We start from the raw sequence: 14,242 nt of genomic DNA, 5'->3' as shown, positions 1-14,242 counted from the left end.
AACCACCTTCAGCAACACGATTCTGTTGCAGACGATCGGAGCCACCTTCGGCAACGCGGTTCTGGATCAGGCGATCAGAGCCGCCTTCGGCAACACGTTTTTCGATCAGTCGATCAGAGCCACCTTCGGCAACGATCGGATGGGAGGAGGCGGCGAATGCGTTGGCTGCCAGTACCGAGAAAGCGAGGCTGAGGATGATTTGGCGTTTCATGATGGTGTGCTCCGGGGATGCAGTGGGTTGGTGTGGAGCCATTGTTGCGCGGGGTGACTATCAAGAGAACTTCATTGGCCTGATGGTGAATATCGATGGCGGTGATAACTCGTTGGCCTGCTATCAGCCAATATCGATGTTGATTGATTCATCGGCATTGCGAGCAGGCTCGTGTCCATGGAGAGTGCGTGTCGTCTGCCGGGTGGAACACTGGTCGGCTTGCGGGTTCTACCGGCTACCCCAAGTGCAGGAGGCAAGTTCATGTATCAGCTATTCGGTTACAGGCAATCGGGCTCCTCGGCTGTGGAGATCGCCCTGTGCCTGTGTGGCGTGCCTTATCGCCGTGTCGATGCGTATTCGACCGAAAACAACGAGGCGGCGAAAGAGCTCAAGGCACTGAACCCTCAAAAACAGGTCCCGACCTTGCAATTGCCGGACGGTTCGGTACTGACCGAAGCCGCGGCAATTCTGATTCACCTCGGGCTGGCTTTTCCTGAATCGAAGTTGCTGCCGGACGCTCCGGCCCAGCGTGCGCAAGCCATACGAGGCCTGGTCTATATCGTCGCCAATTGCTACACGCCCATCGGCATCATCGATTTTCCAGAGCGCTGGCTGGTCGACGCGGACGAAGCGACTCGGCAGCAATTGATATCGGGCACCAAGCAGCGGCTATATCGCAACTGGGCGCTGTTTGCCGACCAGTTTGCGCCTCAACCTTTTCTCAGCGGTGCCGAGCCGGGAGCGCTGGATATCCTGGCCGCAGTGGTCACGAAGTGGGAAGACACGCGGGAGGCGATGCGAAGTACCCGGCCTGAATTCTACGGGCTGCTGGAGCGTATCGACCACCATCCACGTATTGCGCCGGTGCTGTCGCTGCACTGGCCCTTGTAGGAGCTGTCGAGCGGAGCGAGGCTGCGATTTTTCTGAGTAGCAAACGAAAGGTCAGAGCCTGAAGATTGTCCGAACGCGTCCGAGCCTTTGGCAGCTCCTGCGGGTCAAGGGCATGCCATTTTGGTGGCGGCTTGCTCAACGAGGCCGACAAATTGCCGGACATTTTGCTGATGAGCTGCCACCAATTCGTCGATGCCGCTCCCCGCCGGCGTTTGCAGGCTGTTACGGCAGGTCAGGGTACGGGCTTCGTTGCCCAGGTCGCGCAGGCGCCATTGCACGTCCATGCGGGCATATTGGCCGGGAATCGAATCGAAGCGCTGTACATCCAATCGCAGCAATAACTTCGGTGCCCCGGGGTTGCTCAGTTGTTCTTCCAGGCTGCTGTGCAGTTCATCGGCCAGACTGGCGCCCCACCATTGCGTTTCAAGAATCGCCAGCCCGCTGTTGCCTTGGCGAATGACCATTTGTGCACGGTCCACTTGAGGTGGAACGCTCACCTGCTCGAGCTGGATGTCCACGTTCGTGCGTGGCTGGCCGGCAGGTTGAGCGGGGCTCAGGGTGTGGTACTGAATCGGATCGCCGCGGCAGGCAGCAAGCAGCAGTGCCAAGGCAACCAGGGGGAGTTTCAGCATCTGCGGCATGGGGCGTGCTCCTGTGGTCATTCTTTCACCGGCAATGTGAGGTTCTGCGCCGGTGCATCCTTGGGGCGGCCGCGAAGCAGTGATTCGGGATGGCGGCTCAGGTAGTCGGACAGCTCACGTAGCGAACGCGACATGCGCCCAAGATCGTCCAGGGTCTGGGTCAGTTGTTCGCGTTGCGGTGAATCTTCGGCCAGGGTCGAGTTGGCCGATTGCAGGGTCTTGCTCACGTCCTGCAAAGTGTTTTGCACGCTTGGCAGAGTCTTGCTGTTGAACTGGGCCAGGCCTTTGCGCAATTCCACCAGGTTGCCGTTCAAGTTGCTGGCAACGCTTTCCAGGGGCAGTTTGTTGATCCGCTCGACCATCGCCTGAAGTTGTTCCTGCAGTTGCTGGAGACTGCCCGGGATGGTCGGTATACGGACGGGGCGGGCGTTGGCGTCGAAAGCAACTTTTTCGGCCTTTGGGTAGAAGTCCAGCGAGATGTACAACTGCCCGGTCAGCAGGTTGCCGCTGCGGGCCTGGGCACGCAGGCCGCGTTCGACGAAGCTGCCGATCAGGCGGGCACCGGCAGCTTCGTCATCCGGGTTGTGATTGAGCGCCTTGAGCAGTTTTTCATGGGCTTTGCCCAGGCGCTGAGGGTAGAACACCACGCCGACATTGACCGGGAAACTGCGCTGCTTCTCGTCGAAATCCAGGTTGATGGCCACGACCCTGCCCACCTCGACGCCCAGGAATTCGACCGGCGCTCCGACCCGCAATCCGCGCAATGCCTGATCGAAACGTAAAGCCAGGTATTGAGCCTTGCCATCAGGCGGGGCCAGGGCGCTCTGCTGGTCGGTAAACAGCTCGAACGTCTTGTCTTCGGTGGCGGGGCTATCGTTGGGGCTGTATTCCGGTGCCCGGAACGCGATGCCGCCCACCAACAGCGCCGAGAGTGATTCGGTCTTGACCGCGAAACCGTTGGCGCCGACGTTCACGTCCACGCCGCTGACGTTCCAGAACCGGGTGTTTTCGGTGACGTAGACATCGTTGGGCGCATTGACGAATACGTCGATGTTGACCCCTTTGCCATCAGCATCCAGCGCATAGGACACCACCTGGCCCACCGGAATCTTGCGCAGGTATACCGGCGAGCCGATGTCCAGTGAACCGAGGTCCTGGGAATGCAGGGTGAAGCGCTTGCCCGGTTCACCGTAGGTGATCGGCGGTGGGGCCTCCAGGCCGATAAAGGACTTTGCTCGAACTTTCGATTGACCGGCGTCGGCCCCGATGAAATCCCCTGACAGCAGGGTGTCGATTCCGGAAATACCACCGGCCCCGATGCGCGGTCGTACGACCCAGAACACCGAGTCCTCGTGAGTGAACGTATCCGCCGTCTTGGCCAGCTTGACCGTGGCGGTGACGTTCTTCTGGTCGTCGCTCAACTGCACGTCGGTGACCTGGCCGATGACTACGTTGCGATATTTCACCGGTGTCTTGTTGGCGGTCAGGCCCTGGCCGGTCTTGAAGGTGATGGTGATGGTCGGACCTTCCTGCAGCCAGTTGTTGACCACCAGGGACAGCCCTACCAGCACCGCGATGATCGGCACTATCCATACCAGCGACACCGTCCAGCGGCGGCTGGTGACGTGGGCGCGACCTGGTGCGGGTTGCTGCCCGTCAGTGGCTTGCGACTTCATCCATGACCTCCTCGGGTGGTTGGGTGTCCCAGATCAGGCGTGGGTCGAAACTCATGGCCGACAGCATGGTGAACAACACTACGAGGCCGAAGAACAGGATGCCCGGACGCGGTTCAATATCGCTCAGTGCCTGGAACTTCACCAACGCCGCCACCAGCGCCACTACCAGCACGTCGAGCATCGACCAGTAGCCGATGACTTCCACCAGTCGATACAGTTTCGCCCGCTGAACCTGGGCCCAGGTGCTGCGCCGCTGCACGGTGACCAGCAGCAAGGTCAGCACCACGAACTTAATGCCTGGCACCGCGATACTGGCGATGAAAATGATCAGGGCGATGTCCCAGGCGCCGCCCTGCCAGAATTCGATGACACCACTGATGATGGTGCTGTCGGCGCCATCCCCGAGCATCTGGGTATTCATCACCGGCAGCAGGTTGGCCGGAATGTAGAACACCAACGCGGCCAGCATGTAGGCCCAGGTACGGGTGAGGGTGTTGGGTTTTCGTCGGTGCAACGGGGCGTCGCAGCGGGAGCAGGTCTCGGGTTCGTCGCTCATGTCACAGGCCAGGCCGCAGCTGTGGCACAGGCACAGGTTCAGGTCACGCGCCAAGGGCGGGAGGGGCAACGGCTCGCGGTTCATGAGTCGCCCCACAAATCGCGCACATCGCGCCCGGCGATGCGGATCATCAGCAGGCTCAGGGCGGCCAGGGCGAACAGGCCGATGCCCGGCAGCACGTCCAGCAGCCCGGCGAGCTTGATCACCGCCACCAGCGCACCCAACAGGCATACCTCCAGCATGCTCCATGGCCGTAGCGTTTCCAGGCCGCGCATGCACAGGTTGAACCCGGGCGCCCGTTGGTTGGTGTAGGCGTAGGCCAGCACCCAGATCAGCAATACCAACTGAAAGACGGGTGCAATGATGATCGCCACCGCGGCCACCAGGGCGATGAAGGTGATGGGGCCCTGGCTCAGGGCCACGATTGAGTCCCACAGCGTAGCGCTGTTGCTCAGGCCCTGGAGGCGGATGCTCATCACCGGATAGATGTTGGCGAAGGCCCACAACACTGCTGCCGTCACGCTCAAGGCCAGGCGCTGTTCAATGGTCAGGCCGTTGTAGCGCTGGATTACGGCGCCACATCGCACGCACGAGGCTTTCTGATGCGCAGCGAGCACTATCGGTTCGTACACCGCATCACAATGTTCGCAAATGATCAGTCGGTCGGTATCGGCCATCGGGATGCTCGGCAGGAACAACTCCTTCAATATAGAAGGCGGTTGAGATTGAGCAACCCGCCCGAACGGGTCATTCGCCGCGAATGTATTGCTCCAGTTGTCGGATCAGGTCCGCCTGCTCGGCAATCGCTTCCTTGACCAGATCGCCGATGGACAGCAGGCCGACGAGCTTGCCGTCCTCTACCACCGGTAAGTGCCGCAGATGTTTTTCGGTCATGATGCTCAGGCAGGTTTCGACATTCTGGTGGGGGTCTATCGTGATCACGGGCGAGACCATGATGTCGCCCACTTTCGTGCCCACTGAAGAGCGGCCATGCAAGACCATTTTGCGTGCGTAGTCGCGCTCACTGATGATCCCCAGCACTTCGCCGTTCTTCACCACCAGCAAGGCGCCGACGTTTTTTTCGGCCATGCGCATCAGCGCCTGCAGCACCATGTCGTCCGGTGAGATGGTGTGCACTTGCTGGTTTTTTTCGTCTTTGATCCGGAGCAACTGCGCGACGGTTTTCATGGGGAAGCCTCGGGTGTTGTTTTTTGCGGGTGGTTTAAGAATCGTAGACCCAACGGCGCAGAGCAAGCGGTAAAGCGGCAGTCAGTCGTCCAAAAGCGTCATTGCCGGTGAATTCACCACCAAAGTGAGGCCATACACTGTTGGGGCGAGGGGATGTTGGAGCAAGGCTTGCCCGCGATGCGGGCGCCTCGTTTCCCTGGGAGACCGCGTCGTCTTCATCGCGGGCAAGCCTTGCTCCCACAGATAAATCCCCTCGTCACAGGTAGAATCGCGTCTCACGCAAAATTCGAGGTTGCAGCGGTGGATTTACAGCAGGGCTTTGTCCTGACCCGGCATTGGCGCGATACTCCGGCCGGCACCGAAGTCGAATTCTGGCTGGCGACCGACGCCGGCCCCCGCCGCCTGCGTCTGCCGGTTCAGCCGTCGGTGGCGTTCGTGCCACAGATTCAGCGCGGCCAGGTCGAGGCCTTGTTGCAAGGGGAGAAAGACGTAGAACTGCGTCCCCTGGACCTGCTGGATTTCGAGCATCGCCCGGTGCTGGGCCTGTATTGCCGGCAACACGCGCAGTTGATGCGCCTGGAGACCACCTTGCGCCGTGCCGGCGTAGACGTGTTCGAGGCCGACATCCGCCCGCCGGAACGCTACCTGATGGAGCGTTTCATCACCGCGCCGGTCTGGTTCGGTGGCACGAAGGCCTCTGGCGGCCTGCTGCTGGACGTCCAGATGAAACCGGCCCCCGAATATCGTCCGCCATTGCGCCTGGTATCGCTGGACATCGAAACCACCGCCCAGGGCGATTTGTATTCCATTGCCCTTGAAGGCTGTGGCGAGCGTCAGGTGTATATGCTTGGCCCGCCCAATGGCGACGATACAGGTGTGGATTTCCAACTTGAGTACTGTGAATCGCGCACCTTGCTGCTGAAGAAACTCAACGATTGGTTTGCTCGGTTCGATCCCGACGCGATCATTGGCTGGAACCTGGTGCAGTTCGATTTGCGCGTGTTGCATGAGCACGCCCGGCGCCTGGCCGTGCCGCTACGCCTGGGGCGAGGCGGGGAGGAGATGCAGTGGCGCGAGCATGGTGCGCGCAACAATCACTTTTTCGCCTCGGCGGCGGGCCGGCTGATCATCGACGGCATTGAGTCGCTGCGCTCGGCAACCTGGAGCTTCCCTTCGTTCAGCCTGGAAAATGTCGCCCAGACGCTGTTGGGAGAGGGCAAATCCATCGACAATCCCTACCAGCGCATGGACGAGATCAACCGCATGTTTGCCGAGGACAAACCGGCCCTGGCCCGCTACAACCTCAAGGACTGTGAGCTGGTGACGCGGATCTTCGCCAAGACCGAACTGCTCAAGTTCCTGCTGGAGCGGGCCAGCGTCACGGGCCTGCCGGCGGACCGCAGCGGTGGTTCGGTGGCGGCCTTCACGCACTTGTACATGCCGCTGATGCACCGCCAGGGTTTCGTCGCGCCGAACCTTGGCCAACGTCCGCCCGAGGCCAGTCCGGGTGGTTTTGTCATGGATTCCCAGCCGGGGCTCTACGAGTCGGTGCTGGTGCTGGACTACAAGAGCCTGTATCCGTCGATCATCCGCACTTTCCTGATCGACCCGGTGGGCTTGATCGAAGGCCTGCGCCACCCGGACGAAAGCCAGGCGGTACCCGGCTTTCGCGGGGCACAGTTCTCCCGCACGCGGCATTGCCTGCCGGCCATCGTGGCGCGGGTGGCCGAAGGCCGGGAAACCGCCAAGCGTGAACACAATGCACCGCTGTCCCAGGCACTGAAAATCATCATGAACGCCTTCTATGGCGTGCTCGGTTCCAGTGGTTGTCGCTTCTTCGATCCGCGGCTGGCGTCATCCATCACGCTGCGGGGTCACCAGATCATGCAACGCACCCGACAGTTGCTCGAAGCCCGGGGGCATGTGGTGATTTACGGTGATACCGACTCCACGTTCGTCTGGCTACGCCGGGCCCACGGCCAGGAAGAGGCGGCGACCATTGGCCACGAACTGGTGAGTTACGTCAATCAGTGGTGGCGCGAACATGTACGGGACGAGTTCGGGCTGGAGAGCGCGCTGGAGTTGCAGTTCGAAACCCATTTCAAACGCTTTCTGATGCCCACCATTCGTGGCGCGGAGGAGGGCAGCAAGAAACGCTACGCCGGGCTGGTAACCCGCGCCGACGGCACCGATGAGATCGTCTACAAAGGCCTGGAAACCGTGCGCACCGACTGGTCGCCGCTGGCCCGGCAGTTCCAGCAGGAGCTGTACGGGCGGATTTTCCACCGCAAGCCTTATCAGGATTATGTGCGCGATTATGTGCACCAGACCCTGGCCGGAGCGTTCGATGACCGCCTGGTCTACCGCAAGCGCCTGCGCCGGCCTCTGGAGGACTACGAACGTAACGTACCGCCCCACGTGCGGGCCGCGCGGCTGGCCGACGAGTTCAACCTGCGCCAGGGCCGCGCGCGGCAATACCAGAACGGCGGGTGGATCAGCTACGTGATTACCGTCGCCGGCCCCGAACCGCTGGAAATCCGCAGCGCACCGATCGATTACGACCATTACGTGACCAAACAGCTGCAACCGGTGGCGGATGCGATCCTGCCGTTTGTCGATGACGATTTCTCGACCCTGGTGGGGGGGCAAATGGGCTTGTTTTAACGGCTGCGGCATTAGTTGCTGCAGGCCGGTTGCTTTTGTGGCGAGGGAGCTTGCTCCCGCTCGGTTGCGCAGCAATCGCCAGAAGGGGCCGCTACGCGCCCCAGCGGGAGCAAGCACCCTCGCCACAAAAAAGCGCTTTGCTCGTGAGAACTAGACCATCGCCAACCGCTGCTTGCCCTCGGGTTGCGGGAACATCAAGTCCAGCGCCGCCAGATCCTGGGGGGCGAGCTTCAGATTGGCCGCTTCGGCGTTCAGGCGCACATGTTCAGTCTGAACGGCTTTGGGAATGGCAATGACATTGTCCTGGCGCAACAGCCAGGCCAGTGCGATCTGCGCTGGGGTTGCGCCGTGGCGTTCGGCGATCTGCCCCAAGGTGTGGTCCTTGAGCAGTTGCCCGCCCTGGCCGATCGGGCAGTAAGCCATGACTGGCATGCGTTGCTGTTGGCACCAGGGCAGCAGGTCGAATTCGATGCCGCGCTCCTGCAGGTTGTACAGCACCTGGTTGGTGGCGCAGGCCGGTGAAGCCAGTTCTTCAAGGTCCGCGACATCAAAGTTCGACACACCCCAGCGGCCGATCTTGCCTTCTTCGCGCAGCCGTTCGAACGCTTCGACGGTTTCTTCCAGTGGGTATTGCCCGCGCCAATGCAGCAGATAAAGGTCGATGTAGTGGGTGTCCAGGCGCCGCAAACTGCGTTCGCAGGCAAGCGCAATGCCTTTGCGGCTGGCATTGTGGGGGTAGACTTTGCTCACCAGAAAAACCTGGTCCCGCAGGCCGGTGATCGCTTCGCCAACGACTTCTTCCGCGCCGCCTTCGGCGTACATCTCAGCCGTGTCGATCAGCGTCATGCCCAATTCGATGCCCAAGCGCAGGGCCGCTACTTCTTTCTTGTGACAGGACGGATCCTCGCCCATGCGCCAGGTGCCCTGGCCGATCACCGGTACGGCTTCGCCGGCCAATTCCAGAGTCCTCATGCCTACCTCCTGTTTGCTCGAACGTTAGACGTGTGGCAGCAGGATAGACCAGGTGTTCAACGTTGATCGTTCCCAACCGCGTGGGAACGATCTTTTCGTGGAAGGGTTTATTGCGCGGAGAACTTCAACACCATGGTCTGGGTGTAGGTCTGGCCGGGGTCAAGCCGGGTCGACGGGAAGTTCGGCTGGTTTGGCGAGTCGGGGTAGTGTTGGGTTTCCAAGGTGAACGCGCCCCAGTGTGGATACACCTTGCCGTGCTTGCCCTTGACCGTGCCGTCGAGAAAGTTGCTGGTATAGAACTGCACGCCAGGCTCGGTGGTGTAGAGCTGCAAGCGCCGTCCGGACTGTGGGTCGTAGACCTCAGCGGCCAGTTTGCTCACGTCGCCCTTGGCGTCAAGCGCCCAGTTGAAATCGAAACCACCCTGTTTGGGTTCGGCGAATTTGAGCTGTGGGTGATCAGCCTTGATATGGGTGCCGATGGCGGTGGGCTTGGTGAAGTCCATCGGCGTACCGGCCACCGGAGCCAGCTCACCGGTGGGGATGAGTTTGCCGGTAACCGGTGTGTAATGGGCGGCGTGCAGCGTGGCAACCTGTTTCAGTATGTCGCCGTTCCCGGCGCCGGCGAGGTTGAAATAGCTGTGGTTGGTCAGGTTCAGCACCGTGGGTTTGTCGGTGGTGGCCTGGTACTCGATGCGCAATTCATTCTTTTCGTTGAGGCTGTAGGTGACATCTGTCTTCAGTGCGCCAGGGAAACCCATCTCGCCATCCGCCGACAAGTAAGTCAGCGTCACGCCCACCGAATCCTTGCCGTCATGGGGTTCGGCTTTCCAGGCGCGCTTGTCGAACCCTAGCGGTCCGCCGTGCAGGGAGTTGCTCTTGTCGTTCTGCGGCACTTGGTAACGCTTGCCGTCCAGCTCGAACGCACCGTCAGCCAGGCGATTGCCGAAGCGGCCAATGGTCGCACCGAAATACACGTTGCCGTTCTTCTGGTAACCCTGCACATCGTCGAAACCCAGCACCACATCGGCGGTCATGCCGTTCTTGTCCGGCACGATCAATGACTGGAGGATCCCGCCGTACGTGATGACAGTGGCCTCCATGCCGTGGCTGTTGCGCAATACGAATTTTTCCACGGCGGTACCGTCGTTGGTCTTGCCGAACGCTGCGCGTTCATTGCTCAGGCCTGCGGCCTGGGAAGCGGACGTGGCGATCATCAGAGACACTCCGAGAGCCGTGAGCAGATGTCTGGATTCAAGCATGGTGTGACCTTCCTTCCTGTCTTGTTGTTGTGTGGAACGCGGGTCGAGTCCGGTGTTTAGTCGGACAGCGATGAAGGTTTATCCGATTAGTAGTCTTTCTATTTGAAAGACTAGAAGGGATATATAGCCATTAATCACGATTAATCAATTAAAAAGTCATACTAATTGAATGGAGCGAATCTTTCCGTCTGTGTGGTTTTCCCTCGTCCATCGCACTTTTACGTTTTTTGCCGCTCTATCCATGGCCAGGAAGCGGCGACCCCCACCGCCTCCCCAAGCCCAGACCGAGACTCGATGGCCGGTGTTTTTCATTTCGTGATGGTGTCGCGACGTCGCTGTTCAGCGCTGTTGGCTGGCGTGTTGATGTTGCTTGGCGGCGGTTGCAGTCATCAGCAGGGGCAGGACATGGTCGCTCAGTTCAGCAACACCAGGCCCCAGGAACTGTTGCAGACCAGCGTTGATCGCATGGCCACGCTGTCGATGCACGACAACCTGCAAAGCCTCTATCTATTGATGAACAAGCTTTATCTGCGCAATCCCGAAGAGTTGCGCAAGTCCGGATTTCTCGACGCCCGTGCCGCTGAAAAGCAGGTACGCCTGGCCATCGAGCAGCAACAACCGTTGCCGACCTTGGGCGGCAAGAAGGACCTGGCCGCCCTGAGCTATGCCATGAGCCCGGAGTTCCTGGGTGACCGGGTGGGGGCGTTCATCTACGCCATTGGCAGCATGCTGGTCACGGCCCATGGCAATCGCCTCGAGTTCTACATGACCGACGCCATCGATCCGCGTTTTGTCAGCAACGCGGCGCGCAATATCGAAAAAGCCACCTGGATACTGAGCCAACGACAGGACAAGGACGGTAAGCCGCTGCTGTTTTCCAACGAGATTTCGGAGGAGGGCAGTAATCTCAGCTTCGCCGTGGAGTTCGGGAAAATCGTTGCGCGCCTGGACCTGCTCACCCAAATGCTGGACGAGCGCTACCGGCGGATCGGTCTGAACTACGCCCAGAGTTTGCTCTTTCTTAACTTCCTGCCGGTTCAGTAACGTGAGGAGTAAAAGGAATAAAGATAGATCACATCGATATAGGTGGTTATAAGAAAAATCGCTATGCTCGCGACCAGATTTTATTTCATGCGGTCGCGCTCAATGGATTTCGGTAATGTCGGTTTAGTCATAGCGGGCTTGGTCGTCGGCTTCATCGTCGGGATGACCGGCGTGGGCGGCGGTTCGCTGATGACTCCCATTCTGTTGTGGTTTGGTATCAACCCTGCAACCGCAGTGGGTACGGATCTGCTGTACGCAGCGATAACCAAGTCCGGCGGTGTCCTGGTTCACGCCAAAAACCGCAACATCGATTGGGCCATCACCGGCTGGCTGACCTTGGGCAGCGTACCGGCGGTTGGGTTGACGCTGTGGTTTCTCAGCAGCCTGCACAGTTCGCCCGACGCCATGAACGCGGTAATCAAGCAAGCCCTGGGTTTTGTGCTGTTCGCTACTGCCCTGGCGATCCTGTTCAAGAAGCGCCTTCTGCAATTTGCCCATGATCGTGCGGGCGGCCACTACAATCCCACCGGCTCGCGGCTCAATGTGCTCACTGTCGTCACTGGCCTGGTCCTGGGCGTCATGGTTGCGCTGACCTCCATTGGCGCTGGCGCGCTGGGCACCGTCGCACTGTTCATTCTCTATCCATTGCTGGTCACCAAGCGCCTGGTGGGCACTGAAATCGCCCACGCGGTGCCACTGACCCTGGTCGCCGGCCTGGGCCACGCCAGCATGGGCAACATGGACTGGCACATCCTGGGTTACCTGCTGGTCGGCTCGTTGCCGGGCATCTATCTGGGCAGTCATTTGTCGGGGCGCATTTCCGATGAGGTGCTGCGCCCATGCCTGGCAGTGATGCTGGCGATGATCGGGTTCAAGTTGGCGTTCTAACTAACCTCCGCACCAATCAATGTGGGAGCGAGCCTGCTCGCGATGAGGCCGGTACAGCAGAACATCTGCTTGACTGACTGTGCGCCATCGCGAGCAGGCTCGCTCCCACATAAGTTGTGCACGACTCCTGTAACGAAATGGCTCATCTCCCACGCCACGGTTGCGCAATGACCCCTCTGGCCTAAGCTTCAAGGCAGGCAGGCGCGGTATTGGGCGACTGTCGCGGAACAATCGCCGCCATGCGCAATCAGTACAGCGTAGATATCAAAAGGAGAGGCGCATGCTCATTCGGTCGTTGACCTTCGCTACCTTGCTGGCCGTTGCCGGTCCCTTGTTCGCCGCTGATGGCGACTCACCCTTGGCGGCGGACGAGGGCAAATCCCGTCCTTTGATTGTCATCGCGCCCAGCACTGTCGACCCTGCTTGGGTCAGCCTGAAAAAAGCACTGACGGAACCGGCAGGCAAGCAGGGCTTTTCCGAGCGCAACATGGTGCTTTACACCGTACTCAACACGATGGGGCAGCGCGACGGTAAAGACCTGGACCCGCAAAGCACCATGGCGCTGATCCGTTCACTCAAGTTGGGAGCCGGTGCCCAGACCAAGATCATCCTGGTGGGCAAGGACGGAGAAAAGAAGCTTGAGCACTCAGGGGCGATTGAGCTGAAGGACATCTTCGACACCGTCGATAAACTGCCTTCGGCAGAACAGCAAGCGGCGGCGCCAACCCCGACTCCCGCGTCTGAAGCCGCACCGGCCAAGGATGTGAAGGGCGCCAAGGCGGGCAAACCGATGGCTGAGCCGAAACCGCTGGAGGATTGACCGGGCAGGCGATGAGATCCCTTTGTGGCGAGGGAACAAGCTCCCTCGCCACAAAGATTTGCGTAGCCTATTGTTTCTCCAGCGCCGTCAGGATTTTGTGCGCCGCCTTCACCCGCTCCTCAATCGGGTAGTTTTTGTTTGCCAGTATCACGATCCCCATAGCCTTTCCTGGTACGAATGCCGCATAGGCACCAAAGCCACCGGTCGAGCCGGTCTTGTTGATCCAGCTATTGTCCGGTGCGGGCAAGGGTGGGTTGAGCGGTTCCACTTTTTGTGGCATCAGCGCCATTTGCGGTGCATTACCGGCCAATAACGCGTCAAGCGTGACTGGGTAAGGGTAGAACTCCCAACCCAATCCCTGGGTCATGCCACTGGCTTTGTAGAACCCGGTGTGCGTCGTGGCGATGGCCTGCCGCAGATCGGCGTCCAGCTTTTCGGGCCGCAGGTTAGCCTCGATGAAGCGAAGCAAGTCCGATGAACTGGTTTTCACGCCATAGGCTTCGGAGTCGAGCGCTCCCGGTCCGACCCGTACAGGCTTGCCGTCCTTTGCGTAGCCTTGGGCGTATCGGTTCAACTGATCCTTGGGCACCCGCACATAACTGTGCTTGAGACCCAATCCCGGCATCAGTGTCTGTTCCATCACATCATCAAACGGTCGCCCCAGGCTACGGGCGGCCAGGTAGCCGAACAGGCCGATGCTCGGGTTTGAATAGAGCCGCTGGGTACCGACCGGGTAGAGTGGTTTCCAGGTCTTGTAGTAATCGAACATCCGGTCCGGATGGTCCGCTTCGCCAGGAAACTGCAAAGGCAGGCCTCCCGGCGTGTAGGTGGCAAGGTTGAGCAGGCTGATGCCTTGCAGGGCGCTGCCGCTCAGCTCGGGGGCGAAGCGACCGGCCGGGTCCGACAGGGACAGCTTGCCTTGGGCTTGGGCATAGGCACCGAGGGTAGCGGTGAAGGTCTTGCTGACCGAGCCGATTTCGAACAGCGTCTGGTCGGTCACTGCCTGCTTCGTGTCCTTGGAGGCCACCCCGTAATTGAAGTAACGACGTTCACCGTTGTGAGTGATTGCCACGGCCATGCCGGCGATGTCCTGTTGTTTCATCAAGGGCTGGATGACGGCATTGACGGTGTCTTCAACGCGTTCCTGAGCAAAGCCCGTTGTCGTTCCACAGGCCAGGAAAAAAGCGCCCTTGAGTATCGATTTGGCAATGTGCATGTCTGACCGTTCTCCATGAGTCCTGATGATGCCAGCCGCTCTGCAAGCAGCTTCGGGGCACTCAATCTAGGGAGTTTTCGGTTGTCCGGCAATCGTGGGCCTTGCGGTCCGAACCGGGTTCCGAGTCATCTGACCGGGTTGCAAGATACTTCCTACGAAAATCTTTAGCGTCCGGGCATTCAACGGCCTCATGGCAAACCACACAAACCACCGGTC

The 14,242-nt window shown here is 60.0% G+C and carries 13 protein-coding genes and 1 pseudogene; 5 read left to right on the top strand and 9 right to left on the bottom strand.

Annotation, left to right across the window (positions count from 1 at the left end; all coding sequences use genetic code 11):
• Positions 1-211, bottom strand: a pseudogene (locus tag MA884_RS12435) (phage infection protein); the annotation flags it as partial.
• Positions 212-472: 261 nt separating this feature from the next.
• Between MA884_RS12435 and MA884_RS12430 the strand changes: the two are divergent.
• Complete coding sequence (locus tag MA884_RS12430; RefSeq protein ID WP_256230814.1) at positions 473-1,102, top strand: glutathione S-transferase family protein; 630 nt, start codon at positions 473-475, stop codon at positions 1,100-1,102.
• 104 nt (positions 1,103-1,206) lie between these two features.
• On the opposite strand, the gene MA884_RS12425 is transcribed toward MA884_RS12430, so the two are convergent.
• From MA884_RS12425 to MA884_RS12405, 5 genes are all read right to left on the bottom strand, one after another.
• Positions 1,207-1,743, bottom strand: a complete 537-nt coding sequence (locus MA884_RS12425; RefSeq protein ID WP_256230813.1) for a membrane integrity-associated transporter subunit PqiC — start codon at positions 1,741-1,743, stop codon at positions 1,207-1,209.
• A gap of 17 nt (positions 1,744-1,760) precedes the next feature.
• Entirely contained in the window at positions 1,761-3,419 is a 1,659-nt protein-coding gene (locus tag MA884_RS12420; protein ID WP_256230812.1) for an intermembrane transport protein PqiB, read from the bottom strand.
• Complete coding sequence (locus MA884_RS12415) at positions 3,400-4,059, bottom strand: paraquat-inducible protein A (protein ID WP_256230811.1); 660 nt, start codon at positions 4,057-4,059, stop codon at positions 3,400-3,402. The genes MA884_RS12420 and MA884_RS12415 overlap by 20 nt, the downstream gene beginning before the upstream one ends.
• A complete protein-coding gene (locus MA884_RS12410) occupies positions 4,056-4,652 on the bottom strand; it encodes a paraquat-inducible protein A (protein ID WP_256230810.1) in 597 nt (198 codons plus the stop codon). The genes MA884_RS12415 and MA884_RS12410 overlap by 4 nt, the downstream gene beginning before the upstream one ends.
• A gap of 70 nt (positions 4,653-4,722) precedes the next feature.
• Positions 4,723-5,163, bottom strand: coding sequence for a CBS domain-containing protein (locus MA884_RS12405; protein WP_256230809.1), 441 nt, complete (start codon positions 5,161-5,163; stop codon positions 4,723-4,725).
• A 300-nt stretch (positions 5,164-5,463) separates the two neighbouring features.
• Between MA884_RS12405 and MA884_RS12400 the strand changes: the two genes are divergently transcribed.
• The gene (locus tag MA884_RS12400) at positions 5,464-7,827 is read left to right on the top strand and encodes a DNA polymerase II (protein ID WP_256230808.1); all 2,364 of its coding nucleotides are present in this window, start codon (positions 5,464-5,466) and stop codon (positions 7,825-7,827) included.
• Positions 7,828-7,977: 150 nt separating this feature from the next.
• Here MA884_RS12400 and MA884_RS12395 read toward each other — a convergent pair whose 3' ends face one another.
• Both MA884_RS12395 and MA884_RS12390 read right to left on the bottom strand, forming a co-directional pair.
• A complete protein-coding gene (locus MA884_RS12395; RefSeq protein WP_256230807.1) occupies positions 7,978-8,799 on the bottom strand; it encodes an aldo/keto reductase in 822 nt (273 codons plus the stop codon).
• Between the two features lie 107 nt (positions 8,800-8,906).
• Complete coding sequence (locus MA884_RS12390) at positions 8,907-10,058, bottom strand: aldose epimerase family protein (protein WP_256230806.1); 1,152 nt, start codon at positions 10,056-10,058, stop codon at positions 8,907-8,909.
• 294 nt (positions 10,059-10,352) lie between these two features.
• Here MA884_RS12390 and MA884_RS12385 point away from each other — a divergent pair, with 294 nt between their 5' ends.
• The 3 genes from MA884_RS12385 to MA884_RS12375 all read left to right on the top strand — a co-directional run bounded on the left by MA884_RS12385 (position 10,353) and on the right by MA884_RS12375 (position 12,810).
• On the top strand, positions 10,353-11,102 hold the full coding sequence (locus tag MA884_RS12385) for a hypothetical protein (protein ID WP_256230805.1): 750 nt from the start codon (positions 10,353-10,355) through the stop codon (positions 11,100-11,102).
• Between the two features lie 102 nt (positions 11,103-11,204).
• Positions 11,205-11,990 (top strand): sulfite exporter TauE/SafE family protein, encoded by a 786-nt coding sequence (locus tag MA884_RS12380; protein WP_256230804.1) that lies wholly within the window; start codon positions 11,205-11,207, stop codon positions 11,988-11,990.
• 280 nt (positions 11,991-12,270) lie between these two features.
• Positions 12,271-12,810, top strand: coding sequence for a DUF4174 domain-containing protein (locus MA884_RS12375; RefSeq protein WP_256230803.1), 540 nt, complete (start codon positions 12,271-12,273; stop codon positions 12,808-12,810).
• A gap of 67 nt (positions 12,811-12,877) precedes the next feature.
• Here the strand turns inward: MA884_RS12375 and ampC are convergent, their stop codons facing one another.
• Positions 12,878-14,026 carry a class C beta-lactamase gene (gene ampC, locus MA884_RS12370; RefSeq protein WP_256230802.1) on the bottom strand — a complete coding sequence of 383 codons (1,149 nt, stop codon included), beginning with the start codon at positions 14,024-14,026 and terminating at the stop codon, positions 12,878-12,880.
• Positions 14,027-14,242 lie beyond the last annotated feature (216 nt).

Source organism: Pseudomonas sp. Q11, from assembly GCF_024494355.1.
In the GTDB taxonomy this organism is placed as follows: domain Bacteria; phylum Pseudomonadota; class Gammaproteobacteria; order Pseudomonadales; family Pseudomonadaceae; genus Aquipseudomonas; species Aquipseudomonas hefeiensis.
Note: the sequence above shows the minus strand (reverse complement) of the source record. Positions and strands in the feature narration are given on the sequence as shown.

Coding starts and splice junctions, on each gene's coding strand:
- MA884_RS12390 (WP_256230806.1), bottom strand. CDS start 10,058: ATGCTTGAATCCAGACATCTGCTCACGGCTCTCGGAGTGTCTCTGATG.
- ampC (WP_256230802.1), bottom strand. CDS start 14,026: ATGCACATTGCCAAATCGATACTCAAGGGCGCTTTTTTCCTGGCCTGT.
- MA884_RS12430 (WP_256230814.1), top strand. CDS start 473: ATGTATCAGCTATTCGGTTACAGGCAATCGGGCTCCTCGGCTGTGGAG.
- MA884_RS12410 (WP_256230810.1), bottom strand. CDS start 4,652: ATGGCCGATACCGACCGACTGATCATTTGCGAACATTGTGATGCGGTG.
- MA884_RS12380 (WP_256230804.1), top strand. CDS start 11,205: ATGGATTTCGGTAATGTCGGTTTAGTCATAGCGGGCTTGGTCGTCGGC.
- MA884_RS12395 (WP_256230807.1), bottom strand. CDS start 8,799: ATGAGGACTCTGGAATTGGCCGGCGAAGCCGTACCGGTGATCGGCCAG.
- MA884_RS12420 (WP_256230812.1), bottom strand. CDS start 3,419: ATGAAGTCGCAAGCCACTGACGGGCAGCAACCCGCACCAGGTCGCGCC.
- MA884_RS12425 (WP_256230813.1), bottom strand. CDS start 1,743: ATGCCGCAGATGCTGAAACTCCCCCTGGTTGCCTTGGCACTGCTGCTT.
- MA884_RS12405 (WP_256230809.1), bottom strand. CDS start 5,163: ATGAAAACCGTCGCGCAGTTGCTCCGGATCAAAGACGAAAAAAACCAG.
- MA884_RS12375 (WP_256230803.1), top strand. CDS start 12,271: ATGCTCATTCGGTCGTTGACCTTCGCTACCTTGCTGGCCGTTGCCGGT.
- MA884_RS12385 (WP_256230805.1), top strand. CDS start 10,353: ATGGCCGGTGTTTTTCATTTCGTGATGGTGTCGCGACGTCGCTGTTCA.
- MA884_RS12415 (WP_256230811.1), bottom strand. CDS start 4,059: ATGAACCGCGAGCCGTTGCCCCTCCCGCCCTTGGCGCGTGACCTGAAC.